Origin of the sequence: Xanthobacter autotrophicus ATCC 700552 (assembly GCF_043194565.1) — a bacterium.
Classification (GTDB): Bacteria; Pseudomonadota; Alphaproteobacteria; order Rhizobiales; family Xanthobacteraceae; genus Xanthobacter; species Xanthobacter autotrophicus_F.
The window spans coordinates 254877-272062 of sequence record NZ_JBAFVS010000004.1; the positions used below are offsets into that span (position 1 = coordinate 254877).

The window sequence follows — 17186 nt, forward strand, 5'->3', positions numbered from 1 at the left end:
TCGGGATTGTGTCCGGCCGCGCGTAACCAACAGCCACGCTCGCACGTAGCTGCTTGAAGAACCAATACGTGCCCGCCGGCGTTATGGCCATGGAAGCGTGCCGCCCGGACAGCCGCCCAACGGCGAGGTGAAATGACGATCCATCACCAGATGCACGCCCATCCCGTGCCGCGCAGCGCATGGCTGGGCCGGTTCCAGAGGGTGCGGGCACTGAGCGAGGATCTGGCCCGCGACCTCCATCCGGAGGACCAGACGGTCCAGTCCATGCCGGATGCGAGCCCCACCAAGTGGCACCTCGCCCATGTCTCCTGGTTCTTCGAGACTTTTATTCTGGTGCCGCATCTGCCCGGCTACACGGTGGCCCACCCCCAGTTCGCCTATCTCTTCAATTCCTATTACGAGGCCGCCGGCGCCCGCCACGCCCGTTTCGCGCGCGGCCTCATCACCCGGCCCGCCGTGGAGGAGGTGGCCGCCTATCGCGGACGGGTGACGGCGGCTATGGGCGAGTTGATCTCGACGGCGGGCGAGGCGGCCTTCACCGCCATCGCGCCGCTGCTGGACATCGGCATCAACCACGAGCAGCAGCACCAGGAACTGATCCTCATGGACATCCTGAACCTGTTCGCCGCCAATCCGCTGCGACCGGCCTACCGGCCCTCGGCCGCCGCCTCGGCGGGGAGCGCGCCGGACCTGGCCTTCTTCGATTGTCCCGGCGGCATCTTCGAGATCGGCCATGCCGGCCCGGGCTTCGCCTATGACAATGAAGGGCCGCGCCATGAGGTGCTGCTGCGGCCGTTTCGCCTCGCCAGCCGCGCGGTGACCAACGCGGAGTGGATCGCCTTCATGGAGGACGGCGGCTATGGCCGTCCCGACCTGTGGCTCGCCGACGGCTGGGCGCGGGTGAAGGCGGGCGAATACGCGGCGCCGCTGTATTGGGAGAAGACCGCCGCCGGCTGGGAGGCCATGACGCTTGGCGGCCAGCATCCGGTGGAGCTTGCCGCCCCCGTCGTCCATGTGAGCTATTACGAGGCCGACGCCTATGCCCGCTGGGCCGGGCGGCGCCTGCCCACCGAGGCGGAATGGGAGGTGGCGGCGCGTCCTGTGCCCGTCTGCGGCAATGTCCTGGAATCCGGCGCCCTGCGTCCGCTGCCGGCCGCACCCATGGCTGACCATCCCGCCCAGCTCTATGGCGACGTTTGGGAATGGACCCAGAGCCCCTATGTCGCCTATCCCGGCTACCGGCCGGCGCCGGGGGCGCTCGGGGAATACAACGGCAAGTTCATGTGCTCGCAGATGGTGCTGCGCGGCGGCTGCTGCGCCACGCCGGAGGGGCACGCGCGCGCCACCTACCGCAACTTCTTCTACCCCCACCAGCGCTGGCCCTTCGCCGGCCTGAGACTAGCGGAGGATGCCTGATGGTGCCCCTCTCCCTCGCCAAATCCCTCGCTTCATCCCCGCGGTCCGCTGAGCAGTGCTCGGCGGACGAGGCCACGGCCCTGTTCCGCGCCGACGTGCTTTACGGCCTGTCCCAGCCGCAGAAGGCGGTGCCGCCTAAGTATTTCTACGACGAGGCTGGCTCGCGGCTGTTCGACCTCATCTGCCGCCTGCCGGACTATTACCCGACGCGCTGCGAGCTTGAGATCCTGAAAGCCCGCGCCGCCGAGATCGGGGCGCTCGCGGGGCCCGGGGCGAGCCTGGTCGAGTTCGGCTCGGGATCGAGCATCAAGGTGCGCCTGCTGCTGGACGCCATGGCGGCGCCTGCCGCCTATGTGCCCATCGATATCTCCGGCCCGCACATGCGCGCGGCGGTGACGCGGCTCGCCGAGGCTTATCCGGGGGTCGCCATGGTGCCGGTGGAGGCGGACTTCACGCAGTCTGTCCGCCTGCCGCCGCTCGAAGACGGACGGCGGGTCGGCTTCTTCCCCGGCTCCACCATCGGCAATTTCACGCCGGAGGCGGCAACCGCCTTCCTCGCCCATGTGGGCGATGTGCTGGGCGCCGGTTCCGCCCTCGTCGTCGGCTTCGATCTCGCCAAGGACCGCGCGGTCCTGGAAGCCGCCTATGACGACCGGCAGGGCATTACCGCCGCCTTCAATCTCAACCTGCTCGCCCGCATCAATCGGGAGGTCGGCGCGGACTTCGAACCCAGCGCCTTCCGGCACAGGGCCTTCCTCAATGGGGCTGAAAGCCGCATCGAGATGCATCTCGAAAGCGTGAGGCAGCAGGAGGTATCCATCGGCCGCCACCATTTTGCCTTCGCGCGGGGGGAAACCATTCACACGGAGAATTCCTACAAGTTCTCCGCCGACGCATTCCTCGCCATGGTCCGGCATGCCGGATGGCGCCAGCACGCGGTGTGGACCGATCCCAAGGGCTGGTTCGCCGTGGCGGCACTGGAGCGGGACGGGGAGGGGCGCTGAAACAGGCCGGCGGGCGGGACCCGTCGGCAGGGCCGGATGGTCTGGATGCCGGGTAGCGTGATGGCGCCCAGACCGATCCGTCTCTCTTCAAGATGTTGGAGCGAGCCGCAAGGCCGGATCGTTCCAAGGGGGTGTTTGGGGGCCAGGCGGATGACGTGTCCGGACCGAACCGGAGGCTTCGTCCATGTGATTGAAGGTCACCATGGCGCGACATTGGCAAACCCCGCTCAACCGGCCCATCTGGCTTCCCGATGGCAGTGAGCTTTCGACCCTGACGGATTGCGGCCGCATGCTGGTGCAGCGGTTTTCGGCGGGGGAAAGTGGCCCCGGGCTCGATACAGCGTTCAAGGCGCTCATCGGCGCCGCCGAGGCCGGCCGACCCGAGGATGTGGCGTTCGCGGAGCGCAAGGTGCGCCTGTTCGTCCACGCCGGGGCACTTCTTTGAGCGCCTGGCGGCCACCGCCATCATACCACCGTGATTGGAGGGCTGTTTCGGCCGATGATGATCTGCGCCGAATGCGGCCGCTGCGGGCGCCGCTCCATCCTGTCCCAACGTGACGCTGCCGACGAACGGCAACTCACCTCCAGCGAGCCGGCCGAGCCGGTCTCGCTCCGGTGCGACCTGTGCGGCAGCCGGCGGGTGCAGGTGGTTCAGTTCGATTCGCCGTACCTGGCCATGGCCTTCATCGCCAAGCGCGGCTCAGGGCGCTGAGACCAAAGCTTCGCGGAGGCCCGGGACATGGGCGCCGTCCACCTCGGATCCGAATCCGGGGCTGAGCGAGCCCATGCAGAAAATGGGGCTGCCGGCGACGCAGCGCCCGTTGGCGTCGAGCGGGTAGACCCCCGACCACGCACAGCGTGCACAATCTTCCGTCGCCATGGCGAAGGCCAGATCGCGGTCAAAGCAGACGGTCTCGCTCTCCAGAACGAGACTGCCACGCGAACGCACCATCGACATGACGAGATACGCTGCGGGAATGCCGGTTAAGGACATCTCCTGAACCTTTCCGCCCCCGGATCGGCTTACGGTTCACATCGCGGACGGCCCTGACCTCGCGACCGCGACGATCAGGAACTTACGCCCTCGCCCTCACAGACGCTACTGTTGCATCTCAATTGCGAAGGGCGGGCGCGTGGCCCGGCATGTGATGGGTTCCGTCTTCGTTTCCAATCTTGTTCTTCTTGTGGTTGCCGCCCTTGTGGTGGTCGGCACCCTTTCGAGTTTGCTCGCGGCGCGGTTCGGGGCGCCCATCCTGCTGGTGTTCCTCGTCATCGGCGTCGTGGCGGGGGAGGGCGGCCCAGGCGGCATCCATTTCGACGATTATTGGGCCACCTACATGGTGGGCTCGGCGGCGCTGGCGGTGATCCTGTTCGACGGCGGGCTGCGCATGCGCATCGCCAGCATGCGGGGCGCCATCATTCCGGCGGTGGGCCTGTCCACCATCGGCGTGGTGATGACGGGGGCGCTAGTGGCTCTGGTGGCGGGGCCGCTGCTTGGCCTCGGCGCCCTGGAAAGCCTGCTGGTGGGCGCCATCGTCGCCTCCACCGATGCGGCGGCGGTACTGTTTCTGGTGCGGGCGCAAGGCCTTCATCTCGGCCGGCGGGTGGGCTCGGTGATCGAGATCGAATCGGCCACCAACGATCCGGCGGCGGTGTTCCTCACCGTCCTGCTGGTGGAGCTTTTGACCTCCAACATGGGCAATCCCGGCATCGCCATGGTGCTGGGCGTGCTGCGCGAGATGGTGGTCGGCGCCATGCTTGGCGTGGCGGGCGGCTATGCGCTGGTTGCATTGCTCAACCGCGTGGATCTGCCCGGCGGGCTGCATCCGGTGATGGTGGTGGGCGTCGCCGTGCTGCTGTTCGCGGTGACATCGCTGCTGCACGGCTCGGGCTTCCTTGCCGTCTATCTCGCCGGGCTGGTGCTGGGAAACCGGCCGGTGCGGGCCATCGCCTCCATCACCTCGTTCCTCGATACCGTGACCTGGCTCTGCCAGATCGTGATGTTCGTGATGCTGGGCCTGCTCGTCTCGCCCGAGAAGATCCTGTTCTACGCGCTGCCCGCCCTCGGGGTGGCCGCCTTCCTGATCCTGGTAGGGCGTCCGGCGGCGGTGTTCCTGTGCCTTGCGCCATTCCGCTTCTCGCTCAAGGAGAAGCTGTTCATCTCCTGGGCCGGGCTGCGCGGGGCGGTGTCCATCTTCCTCGCCACCATCCCCATGCTGGCGCATTTGCCGCAGGCGGAAGTCTATTTCAACGTGGCCTTCGCAGTGGTGCTGGTCTCGCTCATTCTCCATGGCTGGACCATGGCGAAGGTGGCGCGGCGGCTTGATGTGACCTTGTCGGATCCTGCGCCCGCCATCCGCCGCTTCGAGATCGACCTGCCGGGGCAGACCGAGGTGGAACTGGTCGCCTATCCGGTGGTGGCCGGCACGCCCGCCACGGGTCAGGCTGCGCTCCCCACCTGGGCGCGGCTGATGATGGTGGTGCGGAATGGCCAGACCCTCACCCCGGAAGCCGCCGGCGCGCTCAAGGTCGGCGACTATGGCTATGTGCTGGCGCCGCCCAAGCGGGTGCACCAGCTCGACCGCCTGTTCCGCCCGCAGGAGGCGACGCCCATGGACGACGGCGCCGCCTTCCCCTTCGTGGGCGAGGTGCGGCTCGGCGACCTCATGAGCTTCTACGGCCTCACCGTGCCTGATTCAGAACTTGCCCTCACCATCGCCGAGGCCTTCGCCGACCGCTCGGACGATCATCCCGCCCCGGGCATGCGCATCACCTACGGGCATGCGGTGATCGAGGTGCGCGAGGTGGTGGACGGGCGCGTGACCTGGGCCGTGCTGCGGCTGGAGGCCGGCCGGCTCAAGCGCTCCATCGCGCGGGTCAGGCGGCTGTTCGGCCTCCAGCCCGAGGGGGAGGACGACGAGGCGTGATGCGCCGTCATGTTTGCGCCGCGAGGACGGTTCAAACACCGCTGCGAGAGCCATCGAGGAGGCGGGGATGAGGCTGTTCATGCGCCGGCGCGGCGAGGCGGGACCCGCGCGCGATGCCGCCCGCGTCCTGGCGGATCTGGTGCGCGACACCCTGAAGCTCGATGCCGACGCCACGGTCTCGGTCTCCGAGATTTCCTGCGGCGATCCCGCCTGCGGCGGCTCCGAGACCGTGGTGCTGGTGATGCGGCCGGGTGAACGCACCCAGGCCGCAAAAGTGCTCATGCCCATGGGCCAGGTGACGCCGGGGGCCCTGGTGGCTGCACTCAAGCCCCTGATGGCCGGGGAGGCCGCAGTCTCCACCGGACTTTCGCCCCACGGCGAGAAGGTCTAAACGGCCAGGGCCTTTTCCCTTTCCCGTGCCGCGACCGTTCCATGTCCCTTGCTTCCGACACCGCCCCGTCCGGCCGCCCCGCCCGGTCCCTCAATCCCATCTATGCGGAGCTGCCGACCACCATCTTCGAGGTGATGTCGCAGCTCGCCCGCACCCACGAGGCGGTCAACCTCGGGCAGGGCTTCCCGGACGATCCCGGACCGGAAGACGTGCGGCGCAAGGCGGCGGACGCTGTGGTGGACGGCTGGAACCAGTATCCGCCCATGATGGGCCTGCCGGAGCTGCGCGCCGCCGCCGCCGCCCATTATCGCCACTGGCAGGGGCTGGAGCTGGATCCCGACGCCGAGGTGATGGTGACCTCCGGCGCCACCGAGGCGCTGGCCGGCGCGCTGCTCGCCCTCATCGAGCCCGGCGACGAGGTGGTGCTGTTCCAGCCGCTCTACGACGCCTATCTGCCGCTGGTGAAGCGCGCCGGCGGCATCCCCAAGCTGGTCCGGCTGGAGCCGCCCGCGTGGGGCATCACGCGGGAGGCCCTCGCCGCCGCCTTCTCCGAGCGCACCAAGCTGGTGCTGTTCAACAATCCGCAGAATCCCACCGGCGTCGTCTACGGCCATGCGGAACTGGCCCTGCTGGCCGAGTTCTGCGTGGCGTTCGATGCCTATGCGGTGAGCGACGAGGTGTGGGAACATGTGATCTTCGACGGCGTGGCCTTCACCTCGCTCATGGCCCTGCCCGGCATGCGCGAGCGCACCGTGAAGATCTCGTCCGCCGGCAAGATCTTCGGCATGACCGGTTGGAAGGTGGGACTGGTCTTCGCCGCTCCGGCCTTGATGAAGGTGCTGTCCAAGGCCCACCAGTTCCTCACCTTCACCACCCCGCCCAATTTGCAGGTGGCGGTGGCCTACGGGCTCGGCAAGGCGGACGCCTATTTCACCGGCATGCGGGCGGACCTCCAGCGCTCCCGCGACCGTCTGGCGCAGGGTCTCGCCGGCCTCGGCTTCTGCGTGCTGCCCTCGGCTGGCACCTATTTCCTCTCCATCGACCTTGCCGCCCAGACCAACGGGGCGGACGACGAGGCCTTCTGCCTCGATCTGGTGCGCACCTTCGGGGTCGCCACCATTCCGGTTTCGGCCTTCTACGCCCAGGACCCGGTGAGGAGCGTGGTGCGCTTCTGCTTCGCCAAGCGCGACAAGACCATCGACCGGGCGCTGGAGCGGCTGGCGGACGTTCCGCTGCTGCGCTGAAGGCCGTCCGATCACGCGTGCGTCGATCACGAGTGCGTTAATCACGCGTGCGTTTTGGCGCCATGGCGGGCCGGCTGCGGACCTGACCAAACCGTAATTGGACCGAACGATCGGTTTAGTGTTGCATTGCGGCAAGAGAGGCTGGGCAAGAGAGGCTGGGGCCGACGCTGGATTGGCTGCGGTCTCTTGGGTCAACAGCCCTTACCGTTCTGATTGTGTCGCAATCGAAACGGTAAAACGGCTTATGGACGGCTGGAGGCGGAGGTTGCGATCAGGTCCCGGGCCTGATGATCTCCGGTTCCGCGCCGGGTCGATCGAGGTTTGCATGTCCGCCCAACAGGCATCGCGTAAAGGACGGATCGCCACCGCTGTCCTGTGTCTCGCCCTCCTCGGCGCGGGGGCCTGGGCATGGGACAGGAAGCCGTGGATCAGCGCCGCGGCACAGAAGCCCCAAAGCGCTCCGGGCCGCGTCGTCGCCGTGCTCGCCGCCAAGGCCGAGCGCACGGCCCTCCCGGTGCGGGTGGAGGCGCTGGGCACCGTGGAATCCATGGTCACCGTGCCCATCCGTTCGCGGGTTGCAGCGGCGGTGGAAAAAGTCGGCTTTGCCGACGGCGCCTTCGTGAAGGAGGGAGACCTTCTCTTCGCCCTCGATTCCCGCGTCATCGACGCCGAGATCCGCCAGTCCGAGGCGACGCTCGCCCGCGACAGGGCGCAGCTGGAGAAAACCCGGCGCGACGTGGAGCGCTACACCGGCCTTGCCGTGCGCAATGCGGTCTCGCAGGTGCAGGTGGACGACGCCAAGACCGCCGCCGACGTGCAGAAGGCCACCGTGGCGCAGGGCGAGGCGAACCTCCAGTCGCTCAAGGTCCAGCGCGGCTATTACGACATCCGCTCCCCGGCCTCCGGGCGCATCGGCGTCTCGTCGGCCCGTCCCGGCGCGGTGATCCGCGTGGACGATACGCTGGCCACGGTGCGCCAGCTGAAGCCCATCTACGTCGCCTTCGGCTTGCCGGAGCGCTACATCGCCGACCTGCGCGCGGCGCAGGACGCCAAGGTCTCCATCACCCTCCAGGGCTCGGGCGAGACCATCCCCGACGGCAAGGTGGTGGTCATCGATAATACGGTGGACCCGCAGACCGGGACGCTGACCGCCCGCGCCATTTTCGCCAACGCGGACGAGCGGTTGTGGCCCGGCACGCTGGGCGCCGTCACCGTGACGCTCCGGGTGGAGACCGATATCGTCGCCGTGCCCAGCGAGGCGGTGCAGAACGGGCAGGATGGCACCTTCGTGTTCGTGGTGGAGGACGGCATCGCCACGGTGCGGCCGGTCACCGCCACCCGCACGGTGGAGGGGCGCACGGTCATCAGCAGGGGGCTCTCCGGCGGCGAGACGGTGGTCACCGACGGCCAGCTCTCTTTGCGCAACGGCAGCCGGGTGAATGTGCGCGCCCGCACCCAGCCCCTGGCCGGGAGCTGAGCCGCCATGTTCGCCGAGCTGTGCATCCGCCGCCCCGTGATGACGACGCTGTTGATGCTGTCGCTGATTGTGGCGGGCCTGTTCGCCTATCGCCAGTTGCCGGTGGCGGCGTTGCCGCGGGTGGATTTTCCCACCATCACCATCACGGCGACCCTGCCCGGCGCCAGCCCGGAGACCATGGCGACGGCGGTGGCCACTCCCATCGAGCGCCAGCTGGCCACCATCGCCGGCATCTCCTCCCTCACCTCGTCGTCGACGCAGGGCTCCAGCGCCATCACGGTGCAGTTCGACCTGAACCGCAACATCGACGCCGCCGCCCTCGACGTGCAGTCGGCCCTGTCCGTGGCGCAGCGCCAGCTTCCGGACGAGATGACCACACCGCCGAGCTACCGCAAGGTCAATCCGGCCGATGCCCCGGTGCTGCTGCTGGTGGTCTCGTCCGACACCCTGCCCCTGTCGACGGTGAATGAATATGCCGACACCCTGATCGGCCAGCAGATCTCCCAGTTGCCGGGGGTGGCGCAGGTGCAGATCTACGGGGCCCAGAAATATGCCGTGCGCATCCGCGTCGATCCGGCCGCCGCGGGCGCGCGCAACATTTCACCCGACGACATCCAGCGCGCGGTTTCTGCCGCCGCCTCGAACACGCCGCTCGGCATCATTTCCGGCCCGAAGCAGTCGCAGACCATCGACATGGGCTCCCCCAAGGCGGATGCGACCCAGTTCCGGCGCATCGTGGTGGCGTGGCGCAACGGCGCGCCGGTGCGCCTGGAGGAAATCGCCACCATCTCCGACGGCGTCGAGAACGAGCGGGTGGCGAGCTGGTTCAACGACACCCGGGCGGTCATCCTCGCCGTGGTGCGCCAGCCCGATGCCAACACGGTGAGCGTGGTGGACGAGGTCCGCGCGCGCCTGCCTTCCTTCCGCGCCCAGCTGCCCGGCGCGGTGAACATCGATGTGCTGAACGATCGTTCCGTTTCCATCCGCGATGCGGTGGCGGACGTGCAGACGACCCTGTTCGAGGCCATCGCCCTCGTGGTGATGGTGATCTTCCTGTTCCTGCGCAACGTGCGCGCCACCATCATCCCCTCGCTGGCGCTGCCCATCTCCATTGTCTCCACCTTCGCGGTGATGTGGGTGCTGGGCTATTCCATCAACAACATGACGCTGCTGGCGCTCACGCTCTGCGTGGGCTTCGTGGTGGATGACGCCATCGTGGTGCTGGAGAACATCTACCGTCACGTGGAGAACGGCGAGACACCCTTCCGTGCCGCCATCCGCGGCTCGCGGGAGATCGGCTTCACCATCATTTCCATGACCCTGTCGCTGGTCGCGGTGTTCATCCCCGTGCTGTTCATGGGCGGCGTGGTGGGGCGCGTGTTCCGCGAGTTCGCGGTCACCATCTCCGTCGCCATCCTGGTCTCGGGCTTCGTCTCGCTGACGCTGACGCCCATGCTGTGCGCCCGCGTGATGAAGGCGCCGGACCACACCAAAAAGCCGTCCGCCTTCTTCCGCGTCACCGAGCGCATGTTCGACGCCTGGCTCGGTGCCTACCGGGTGAGCCTCGATTTCGTCCTGCGGCACCGCCCCTTCATGCTGGTGGTGACGCTCGCGACGGTGGCGCTGTCGGTCTATCTCTACATCATCATCCCCAAGGGCTTCTTCCCGCAGGAGGACAACGGCTTCATCAGCGGTACGGTGGAGGCGGCGACCGACAGCTCCTTCGACGCCATGGTGGCGCGGCAGAAGCAGGTGGCGGACGCCGTGCGCGCCGATCCGGACGTGGACTACCTGGTCTCCACCGCCGGCGCCACGGGCACCAGCCGCACCACCAATACCGGCCGGCTCTTCATCGCCCTCAAGCCGCGCGCCGAGCGCACCCGTTCCGCTGACGGGGTAATCCAGAACCTGCGGCACCGCGTGGACCAGGTGCCGGGCGTCAACGTCTTCTTCCAGGCCGCGCAGAACATCAACGTGGGCGGCGTCGTCTCCAAGAGCCAGTACCAGTACACGCTCCAGAGCTCGGACACTCAGCTCCTCTTCAGCTTCGCCAAGGAGATGGAGCAGCGCCTCGCGACCCTGCCGGGCCTGCGCGACGTGACCTCCGACCTGCAGATCAGCAATCCGCAGCTCACCATCGTGCTCGACAAGGACAAGGCGGCGGCCCTCGGCATCACCGAGCAGCAGCTGCGCGACGCGCTCTACACCCAGTTCGGCACCCGCCAGGTGGCGACGCTCTATACCACCACCAACCAGTACGCCATCATCGCCGAGGTGCAGCCGCGCTTCCAGCGCGAGCCGGGCGACATCGGCCGGGTCTACCTGCGCACCTCATCGGGCGCCGTGGTGCCGCTGGAGACGGTGGCCAACATCACCCGCACGGTGGGGCCGCTCTCCATCCAGCACCAGCAGCAGCAGCCGGCGGTGACCCTCTCGTTCAACCTTGCCCCCGGCACGTCGCTGGGCCAGGCGGTGGAGCAGATCGACGCGGCGGCGCAGGAGGCGGGCATCCCGGCCAGCATCACCACGGGCTTCCAGGGCAACGCCCAGGTGTTCCAGGATTCGCTCTCCAACCAGCCGTTGCTGATCCTCGCGGCGGTGGTGGTGATCTATATCGTGCTGGGCATTCTCTACGAGAGCTTCATCCACCCCATCACCATCCTGTCGGGGCTGCCGTCTGCGGGCATCGGGGCGCTCATCACGCTGATGGTGGCGGGCATGGAATTGTCGGTGATCGCCATCATCGGCATCATCATGCTGGTGGGCATCGTGAAGAAGAACGCCATCATGATGATCGACGTGGCGCTGGAGCGCCGGCGTGCCGGGGCACTGGCGCAGGACGCCATCCGCGAGGCGGCGCTGCTGCGCTTCCGTCCCATCATGATGACCACGCTGGCCGCCATCTTCGGCGTGCTGCCCATCGCGCTCGGGGCCGGGGCGGGCTCGGAGCTGCGCCAGCCTTTGGGCGTGGCGGTGGTGGGCGGGCTGCTGCTATCCCAGCTTCTGACGCTCTACATCACGCCGGTGATCTATCTCTATCTCGACCGGCTGGATGGGGTGGTGCACCACGCCATCTCCGGCCGCCACGCGGAGTCGGCGGCCCAGCCCGCTCCGGACCGCCCGGTTCCCGACCGCATCGCGGCGGAATAGGGGGCGGGGACGCCCCTCAGGTCACCGCGCGCTGGGCGCGGCGCTCGCGCAGGGCGAACTGCAGGTTGCGGATATAGATGAAGGTGGAGAGCGCCTGCCCGGCGATGAACACCGGATCGCGCCGGTAAAGCGCATAGATCAGCAGCAGCGTGCCGCCGCCCAGCGAAAAGGTCCAGAAGGCAAACGGGATGACCGAGCGCTGGGCCTTCTCGCTGGCGATCCACTGCACCACGAAGCGCATGGTGAACATGATCTGGGCCACCAGACCCAGCACCACCCACCAGTCGAACTGGTCGATGAAGACCTCGTGCAGATAATTGCCGATCTGGCTGAGGTAATAGATCATCAGCCGGCCTCCACCACATGCGGGACGCGCCGCCGCTGCACCAGCCACCACACGCCGAAGAGATCGAGGATCCCCACGCCGAAGCGGTTCCAGAAGCCGTATTTGGAGACGCCGCTCCAGCGCTCGCGGTCCACCACCTTCACGGTGCGGGTCTCATAGCCCTCGCGCTTCACCAGAGCGGCCATGAAGCGGTGCTGCCCGTCGAACAGGGGCAGGCGCAGGTGCAGGTCCCGCCGCACCGCCTTCAGCCCGCATCCGGTATCACGGGAGCCGTCGTTGAGAAGCGCGGCGCGGATGCGGTTGGCAAGGCGCGACTGGTAGCGCTTGAAGCGTGTATCCTTGCGGCCCTGCCGCTCGCCCTGGACCATGCCGACGCGCGCGCCGCCCTCGTCCATGGCGCGCACCATCTCGGGCAGGTAGGCCGGGTTGTTCTGCCCGTCGCCGTCGAGCAGGAGCAGGATGTCGCCCCGCGCCGCCCGGGCGCCGGTGTCCACGCCCGCGGTCTTGCCGCAGGATTTTTCGTGCACCAGCAGGCGCAGGTAGGGCCGCGTCGCCGCCGCCGTGCGCAGGTTGGCGAGGGTGGCGTCGGTGGAACCGTCGTCCACGAAGATCAACTCGAACGGCTCGGCGGTGAGGGCGCGGTCGATCTCCTCGATCAGCGGGAGGACGTTGTCCGCCTCGTCTTTCACGGAAATGATCACCGACAGCCGGGGGGCTGCGGACGCATGGGCAATGGGAGAGGTCACGGTCTCGCCTCTTCGACAGGGACGGCGGAGCTGAAAGCGGGGCGGGGCAGAAGGCGGCCGAGCTGACGGGCCGACGGCCCTGCCATGGGCGTGATCGCGCCCGCGCCGTCAACCTTGAACACCAGCCGGCGCGCCGCGAACGCGCGGATCATCCACAGGGCGAAGGCGGTTCCGACGGCGGCGCCGGCGATCACGTCGCTCGGGAAATGGGAGCCGAGCACCACCCGGGTCGCCGCCACCGGCAGGGCCAGGGCGATCAGCCAGGCGCGGGCGCGGGGAAACAGCGCGGCAAACGCCACCGCCGCCGCAAAGGTGGTGGTGGCGTGGCCGGAGGGGAAGGACGAGAAGCTCGACTTGAAGGCGAGCACATTCAGGGTGAGTTCGGGATTGGGGCCGGGCAGGGCCAGCGCCGCGTGGGGCCGCGCCCGGCCGAGCATGTGCTTGAACAGGGAAACCCCGAGCCCCACCGGCGCGATGGCGAGGAACAGGAAGCCGACCCGCGCGGCAAGGCTCGCGGCCATGCGGCGGGTCATCACATCGCCCGCATGGGTCAGCAGCAGCGCGTAGGCCAGCGCAATTCCCAGCGGCCACAGCACCACGCCGCTGAAGCCGAGATCGGTAATGCGCTCGGACACGGTGATGAGCCACGCCGGCATCCTGAAGCGCAGGCCGAGCACCTGCGGGTCCACGAGGATCAGCGCCGCCGCCGTCAGCCCCGCAGCGAGCCCGGCGAGGGCGAGCATTTCCCATCGTCCCAGGAAGCCGAGGCGGGGCAGGGGCCGGCCGATCCTGCGGCGGGCCAGGTAGCCGAGCGCCTGCCAGATGGAGACCAGCAGCAGGCGCACCCCCTCGGTCCCCTGTCGCAGGAACCCGTTACCCCATCTGCCGGAACGGGCCGCCGGCGCGTCGGGCGCGGCTTCAGCCGTCACGGGGCAGCCTCGTCGGAGCGGTACACGGTGATCGCCACCTGCCGCCCGCCATTGTAGGTGAAGCCGGAAAGGGTGGCGACGGCGTGATACTTCAGGCCGATCTCGCTGGCCTTGGTCTCGAACCAGGTATGGAAGCGGGTGTCGATGAAGGCGAGGGCGCAGCCGCCCTGCTTCAGCAGCACCGCCGCCGCGTCGGGCAGGATGTAGTTGATCTTGGTGCCCACCAGGAAGACGAGGCTCGGCTCCTGATAGGGGAAGGAGGCGATCTTCTCGGCCGGGCAGCCCTCTTCCCGTGCCACCTGGGCGAGGCGCTCGGAGATCCACAGCGCCCGCATCTGCGGCAGCATCACCTGATAGACCGCGAAGAACAGCACCAGCGTTCCCACCAGGGCGGTGAGGAACGCGCCCTCCACGCCCACCCGTGGCAGGGCGCGCGCCGCGCTCCACAACAGCACGGTGGCGAGGATGAGCAGCGGCCATGCCGCTAGCCCGAAGCCGCTGCCGAACCACAGGTAGGCGCCGCCGAGCGCCAGCGACAGCACGATGGCGAGCACCGGCCAGATCCAGACCAGGCCGGCGAGCCGGCTGCCCGCCTTGGCCATGGCGCCGCGCTCCATCGCCAGCGCGGTCAGGATGGCGAGGGCCGGATAAAGCGGCAGCACATAATGGGGGAGCTTGGTGACGGCGATCTCGAACACCAGCCAGGTCGGCACCAGCCAGCACAGCAGGAAGCGCACCTTCTCCTCGCGCCGGGCGCGCCAGGCAAACGGCGCGGCCATGGCGACGAGCACCACCGACGGCCAGAAGGTGCCCCAGGCGGCGAGGAAATAGGTTCCCGGCGGGCCCCAGTGGCCCTCCGCCCCTTCGGCTACCTTGCCCAGCATGTCGACGCCCACGGCGTGCTGGTAGAAGGCGCCATTGGTGATGAAGTAGATGGCGACGAACCAGGGCAGCACCAGCAGCAGGCACCAGGCGAGGCCCAGCAGCGGCTTCAGCGGCTTCAGGAAGCCGCCGGAGCGCTCCACGATCGCCAGCGCCAAGATCGGGAGCCCCACGAACAGGGGCGCCATGGGTCCCTTGATCAGGATGCCGGCGGCGAGCCCCGTCCAGAAGATGGCGGCGAGCTTCAGGTCCCCCGCGCGCTCCGCGGCCGGGCGCATATAGGCCCGCGCCAGCGCGCCGAAGGAGGCGATGATGGTGAAAAGCAACACCGCATCGGTCTTGGCGAGGCGCGCCTCCACCCCCAGCAGCACGCAGCCCGCCATCATCAGGCCGGCGAGCGCGGCGCCACGGCGGGTGACGAAGACAAGCGCGGTCCAATAGGTGAGCAGCACCGCGCCGATGGCGGCGAACAGGGAGGGCAGGCGATAAAGCCAGATGGAATAAAGCGCGGAGGGGCCGATGACCGCCTCGCCCGCCTTCACCGTCGCGGCCTGGAGCCAGTAGATGCCCACCGGCTTCTTGTGGCGCGCCTGGGTGTGGAAGCGGATGTCCACATAATTGCCGCTCTCCAGCATCTGCTTGGTGGCCTGCGCGAAGCGGGCCTCGTCGCGGTCGATGGGCGAGAGCTGGAAGAAGCCGGGCAGGAAGGCGAGCAACGCCACGGCCACGAGCAGCAGGCTGGCGCGGCGATGGCTCGCGCAGGCACCATCCAGGAGGCGCACAAGGCGCCGGGGCAGGTCGAGGTCGAACGCCCGGCGCGTGTTGGACGCGGGCTCTGAGATGGCCATGCTTCTGTCTGGATCCGCTGAAATCGGCGCGGACAATAGCAGAAACGCCCGTGCCGAAAAGGGCCGGGCGATCGGCGCGCGGTGCGCCTTTCCCCCGGGGCGGACCTGATGCAGGCGAAACGCGGCAAAGGCAAGGCACGCGCCTTGTTCCTGCCGCCTGAGCTTCCCCGCGGCGCCGGCGGTCCCCGTCACCTGCCGCAGGCCGGCCGGCTATTTGGTGAGGATCAGCTTGTTCTGGGCCGTGAGGCGCAACTGGTAGGTGTGCTCCCCGTGGGTGATGGTGATGAGGCGGCCGGCGGCGAACAGGTCGCGGCTGTCGAGCTGCGCATCCGTCATGGGAATGGTGCGACAAGACCCCCGCGCGCCGCGCAAGGCGCCGTCGCCTCCCATGGATACGCCGAAGACGCCGGCGTTTGCGTGTTCATGCCTGCTCATTTTTGAATCGCTCCAGATCAGCAGGTGCGCCCATCAACACAGTGGGAACATCAGGTCCAGTTTAGAAGTATTCAATACTTGAATACCGCTTCGTCATCTTTGAGTAATACATCGGCCACCGAAGATCAACTCCCGGCGCGCCGGTTTGGCGTGGGTCCATTGGGCGAAGCGGGGGAGAACATGCGGAGGGTGCCAGCGCATCATAGCCGCGCGCGGGGCGGCCGTGTCTTGCCGGGGCGTGGGTCGGCTCTGGATGGGGCCGGATGGGTCGGCGATACGACAAACGCGCGGAGCGTCTTCCAGCGGCCATCACGATCTGTGGGATTGGTGCCAGCAAAGCCGGCGCCCGGCGGCATCCCTCGCGCCGGCCGGCGTTGCCGCGTGGGTGCTGGTGCCTGGGTTGCGAGGCCGGTCGCCCCTCTCCCCTTGCGGGAGGGTTGGGGTGAGGGGGTGTTATGGACTTGGGAGGGCGCGCATTTTCCTGAACCGTCCCCTCATCCCCAGCCCCTCTCCCGCAGGGGGAGAGGGGAGGAGGGCAGCTCAAGGGGCTTGCCCAGCGGTCTCGCAGGCGAGGAGGGGAAGGCCGCGCGCGGCCTTCCCCCGCCCGCCTCAGTGCAGGATCTGGCTGAGGAACAGCTTGGTGCGCTCGTGCTGCGGGTTGGAGAAGAAGGCGTTGGGCTCGTTCATCTCGATGATCTGGCCGGCATCCATGAAGATCACCCGATTGGCCACCTGCCGCGCGAAGCCCATCTCGTGGGTCACGCACAGCATGGTCATGCCGTCCTGGGCGAGGCTCACCATGGTGTCCAGCACCTCCTTCACCATTTCCGGGTCGAGGGCGGAGGTGGGCTCGTCGAACAGCATGATGCGCGGGCGCATGCACAGGGCGCGGGCGATGGCCACGCGCTGCTGCTGGCCGCCGGAGAGCTGGCCGGGATACTTGTGCGCCTGATGGGGGATCTTCACCTTCTCGAGGAAGTGCATGGCCAGTTCCTCGGCCTCCTTCTTCGGCATCTTACGCACCCACATGGGCGCCAGCGTGCAGTTCTCGAGGATGGTGAGGTGGGGGAACAGGTTGAAGTGCTGGAAGCACATGCCCACCTCGCGGCGCACCTCGTCGATGCGCTTGAGGTCGTCGGTCAGCTCGATGCCGTCCACCACGATGCGGCCCTTCTGGTGCTCCTCCAGCCGGTTGATGCAGCGGATGAGGGTGGACTTGCCCGAACCCGATGGCCCGCAGATGACCAGCCGCTCGCCCCGCTCCACCGTGAGGTTGACGTCGCGCAGCACGTGGAAATCCCCGTACCACTTGTTCACACCGGTCATCTCCACGGCGATCTTGGGGGCGGTGGCCTCGGCTGCCGCGATGATGGGATCTGCGCTCATGGGTC

General features: G+C 68.2%; 16 protein-coding genes. 9 read left to right on the plus strand and 7 right to left on the minus strand.

All coding sequences use genetic code 11. The annotated features are described in order from the left end of the window. Nucleotides 1–132 precede the first annotated feature (132 nt). From egtB to V5F48_RS06425, 4 genes are all read left to right on the plus strand, one after another. Nucleotides 133–1416 carry an ergothioneine biosynthesis protein EgtB gene (gene egtB / locus V5F48_RS06410; RefSeq protein WP_394258020.1) on the plus strand — a complete coding sequence of 428 codons (1284 nt, stop codon included), beginning with the start codon at nt 133–135 and terminating at the stop codon, nt 1414–1416. Continuing rightward, complete coding sequence (gene egtD, locus V5F48_RS06415; RefSeq protein WP_394258021.1) at nt 1416–2420, plus strand: L-histidine N(alpha)-methyltransferase; 1005 nt, start codon at nt 1416–1418, stop codon at nt 2418–2420. The genes egtB and egtD overlap by 1 nt, the downstream gene beginning before the upstream one ends. A 202-nt stretch (nt 2421–2622) precedes the next feature. Continuing rightward, entirely contained in the window at nt 2623–2865 is a 243-nt protein-coding gene (locus V5F48_RS06420; RefSeq protein WP_394111430.1) for a hypothetical protein, read from the plus strand. A gap of 54 nt (nt 2866–2919) precedes the next feature. Then, on the plus strand, nt 2920–3132 hold the full coding sequence (locus V5F48_RS06425) for a hypothetical protein (RefSeq protein WP_394111429.1): 213 nt from the start codon (nt 2920–2922) through the stop codon (nt 3130–3132). On the opposite strand, the gene V5F48_RS06430 is transcribed toward V5F48_RS06425, so the two are convergent. Continuing rightward, entirely contained in the window at nt 3121–3414 is a 294-nt protein-coding gene (locus tag V5F48_RS06430) for a hypothetical protein (protein ID WP_394258022.1), read from the minus strand. The two genes, V5F48_RS06425 and V5F48_RS06430, sit on opposite strands and share 12 nt — an antisense overlap. Nucleotides 3415–3553: 139 nt before the next feature. Here V5F48_RS06430 and V5F48_RS06435 point away from each other — a divergent pair, with 139 nt between their 5' ends. From V5F48_RS06435 to V5F48_RS06455, 5 genes are all read left to right on the plus strand, one after another. Then, on the plus strand, nt 3554–5347 hold the full coding sequence (locus tag V5F48_RS06435) for a potassium/proton antiporter (protein ID WP_394258023.1): 1794 nt from the start codon (nt 3554–3556) through the stop codon (nt 5345–5347). Between the two features lie 67 nt (nt 5348–5414). Further along, nucleotides 5415–5738, plus strand: a complete 324-nt coding sequence (locus tag V5F48_RS06440; protein ID WP_394258024.1) for a hypothetical protein — start codon at nt 5415–5417, stop codon at nt 5736–5738. 41 nt (nt 5739–5779) lie between these two features. Next, nucleotides 5780–6982: an aminotransferase gene (locus V5F48_RS06445; RefSeq protein WP_394258025.1), complete on the plus strand. Its 1203-nt coding sequence runs from the start codon at nt 5780–5782 to the stop codon at nt 6980–6982. A 325-nt stretch (nt 6983–7307) separates the two neighbouring features. Next, nucleotides 7308–8459, plus strand: coding sequence for an efflux RND transporter periplasmic adaptor subunit (locus tag V5F48_RS06450; protein ID WP_394258026.1), 1152 nt, complete (start codon nt 7308–7310; stop codon nt 8457–8459). Nucleotides 8460–8465: 6 nt separating this feature from the next. Then, nucleotides 8466–11609, plus strand: a complete 3144-nt coding sequence (locus tag V5F48_RS06455; RefSeq protein ID WP_394258027.1) for an efflux RND transporter permease subunit — start codon at nt 8466–8468, stop codon at nt 11607–11609. Between the two features lie 16 nt (nt 11610–11625). On the opposite strand, the gene V5F48_RS06460 is transcribed toward V5F48_RS06455, so the two are convergent. From V5F48_RS06460 to V5F48_RS06485, 6 genes are all read right to left on the minus strand, one after another. Further along, nucleotides 11626–11955 (minus strand): lipid-A-disaccharide synthase N-terminal domain-containing protein, encoded by a 330-nt coding sequence (locus V5F48_RS06460; protein ID WP_394258028.1) that lies wholly within the window; start codon nt 11953–11955, stop codon nt 11626–11628. Continuing rightward, nucleotides 11955–12701, minus strand: a complete 747-nt coding sequence (locus V5F48_RS06465; RefSeq protein ID WP_394258029.1) for a glycosyltransferase — start codon at nt 12699–12701, stop codon at nt 11955–11957. Before V5F48_RS06465 ends, V5F48_RS06460 begins: the two co-directional genes overlap by 1 nt. Further along, nucleotides 12698–13630: a phosphatase PAP2 family protein gene (locus tag V5F48_RS06470; RefSeq protein ID WP_394258030.1), complete on the minus strand. Its 933-nt coding sequence runs from the start codon at nt 13628–13630 to the stop codon at nt 12698–12700. The genes V5F48_RS06465 and V5F48_RS06470 overlap by 4 nt, the downstream gene beginning before the upstream one ends. Next, nucleotides 13627–15360 carry an ArnT family glycosyltransferase gene (locus V5F48_RS06475; protein WP_394258031.1) on the minus strand — a complete coding sequence of 578 codons (1734 nt, stop codon included), beginning with the start codon at nt 15358–15360 and terminating at the stop codon, nt 13627–13629. The genes V5F48_RS06470 and V5F48_RS06475 overlap by 4 nt, the downstream gene beginning before the upstream one ends. 210 nt (nt 15361–15570) lie before the next feature. Beyond that, nucleotides 15571–15795 (minus strand): hemin uptake protein HemP, encoded by a 225-nt coding sequence (locus V5F48_RS06480; protein WP_394108854.1) that lies wholly within the window; start codon nt 15793–15795, stop codon nt 15571–15573. Between the two features lie 609 nt (nt 15796–16404). Continuing rightward, nucleotides 16405–17181, minus strand: a complete 777-nt coding sequence (locus V5F48_RS06485) for an amino acid ABC transporter ATP-binding protein (RefSeq protein ID WP_394258032.1) — start codon at nt 17179–17181, stop codon at nt 16405–16407. Nucleotides 17182–17186: the final 5 nt, after the last annotated feature.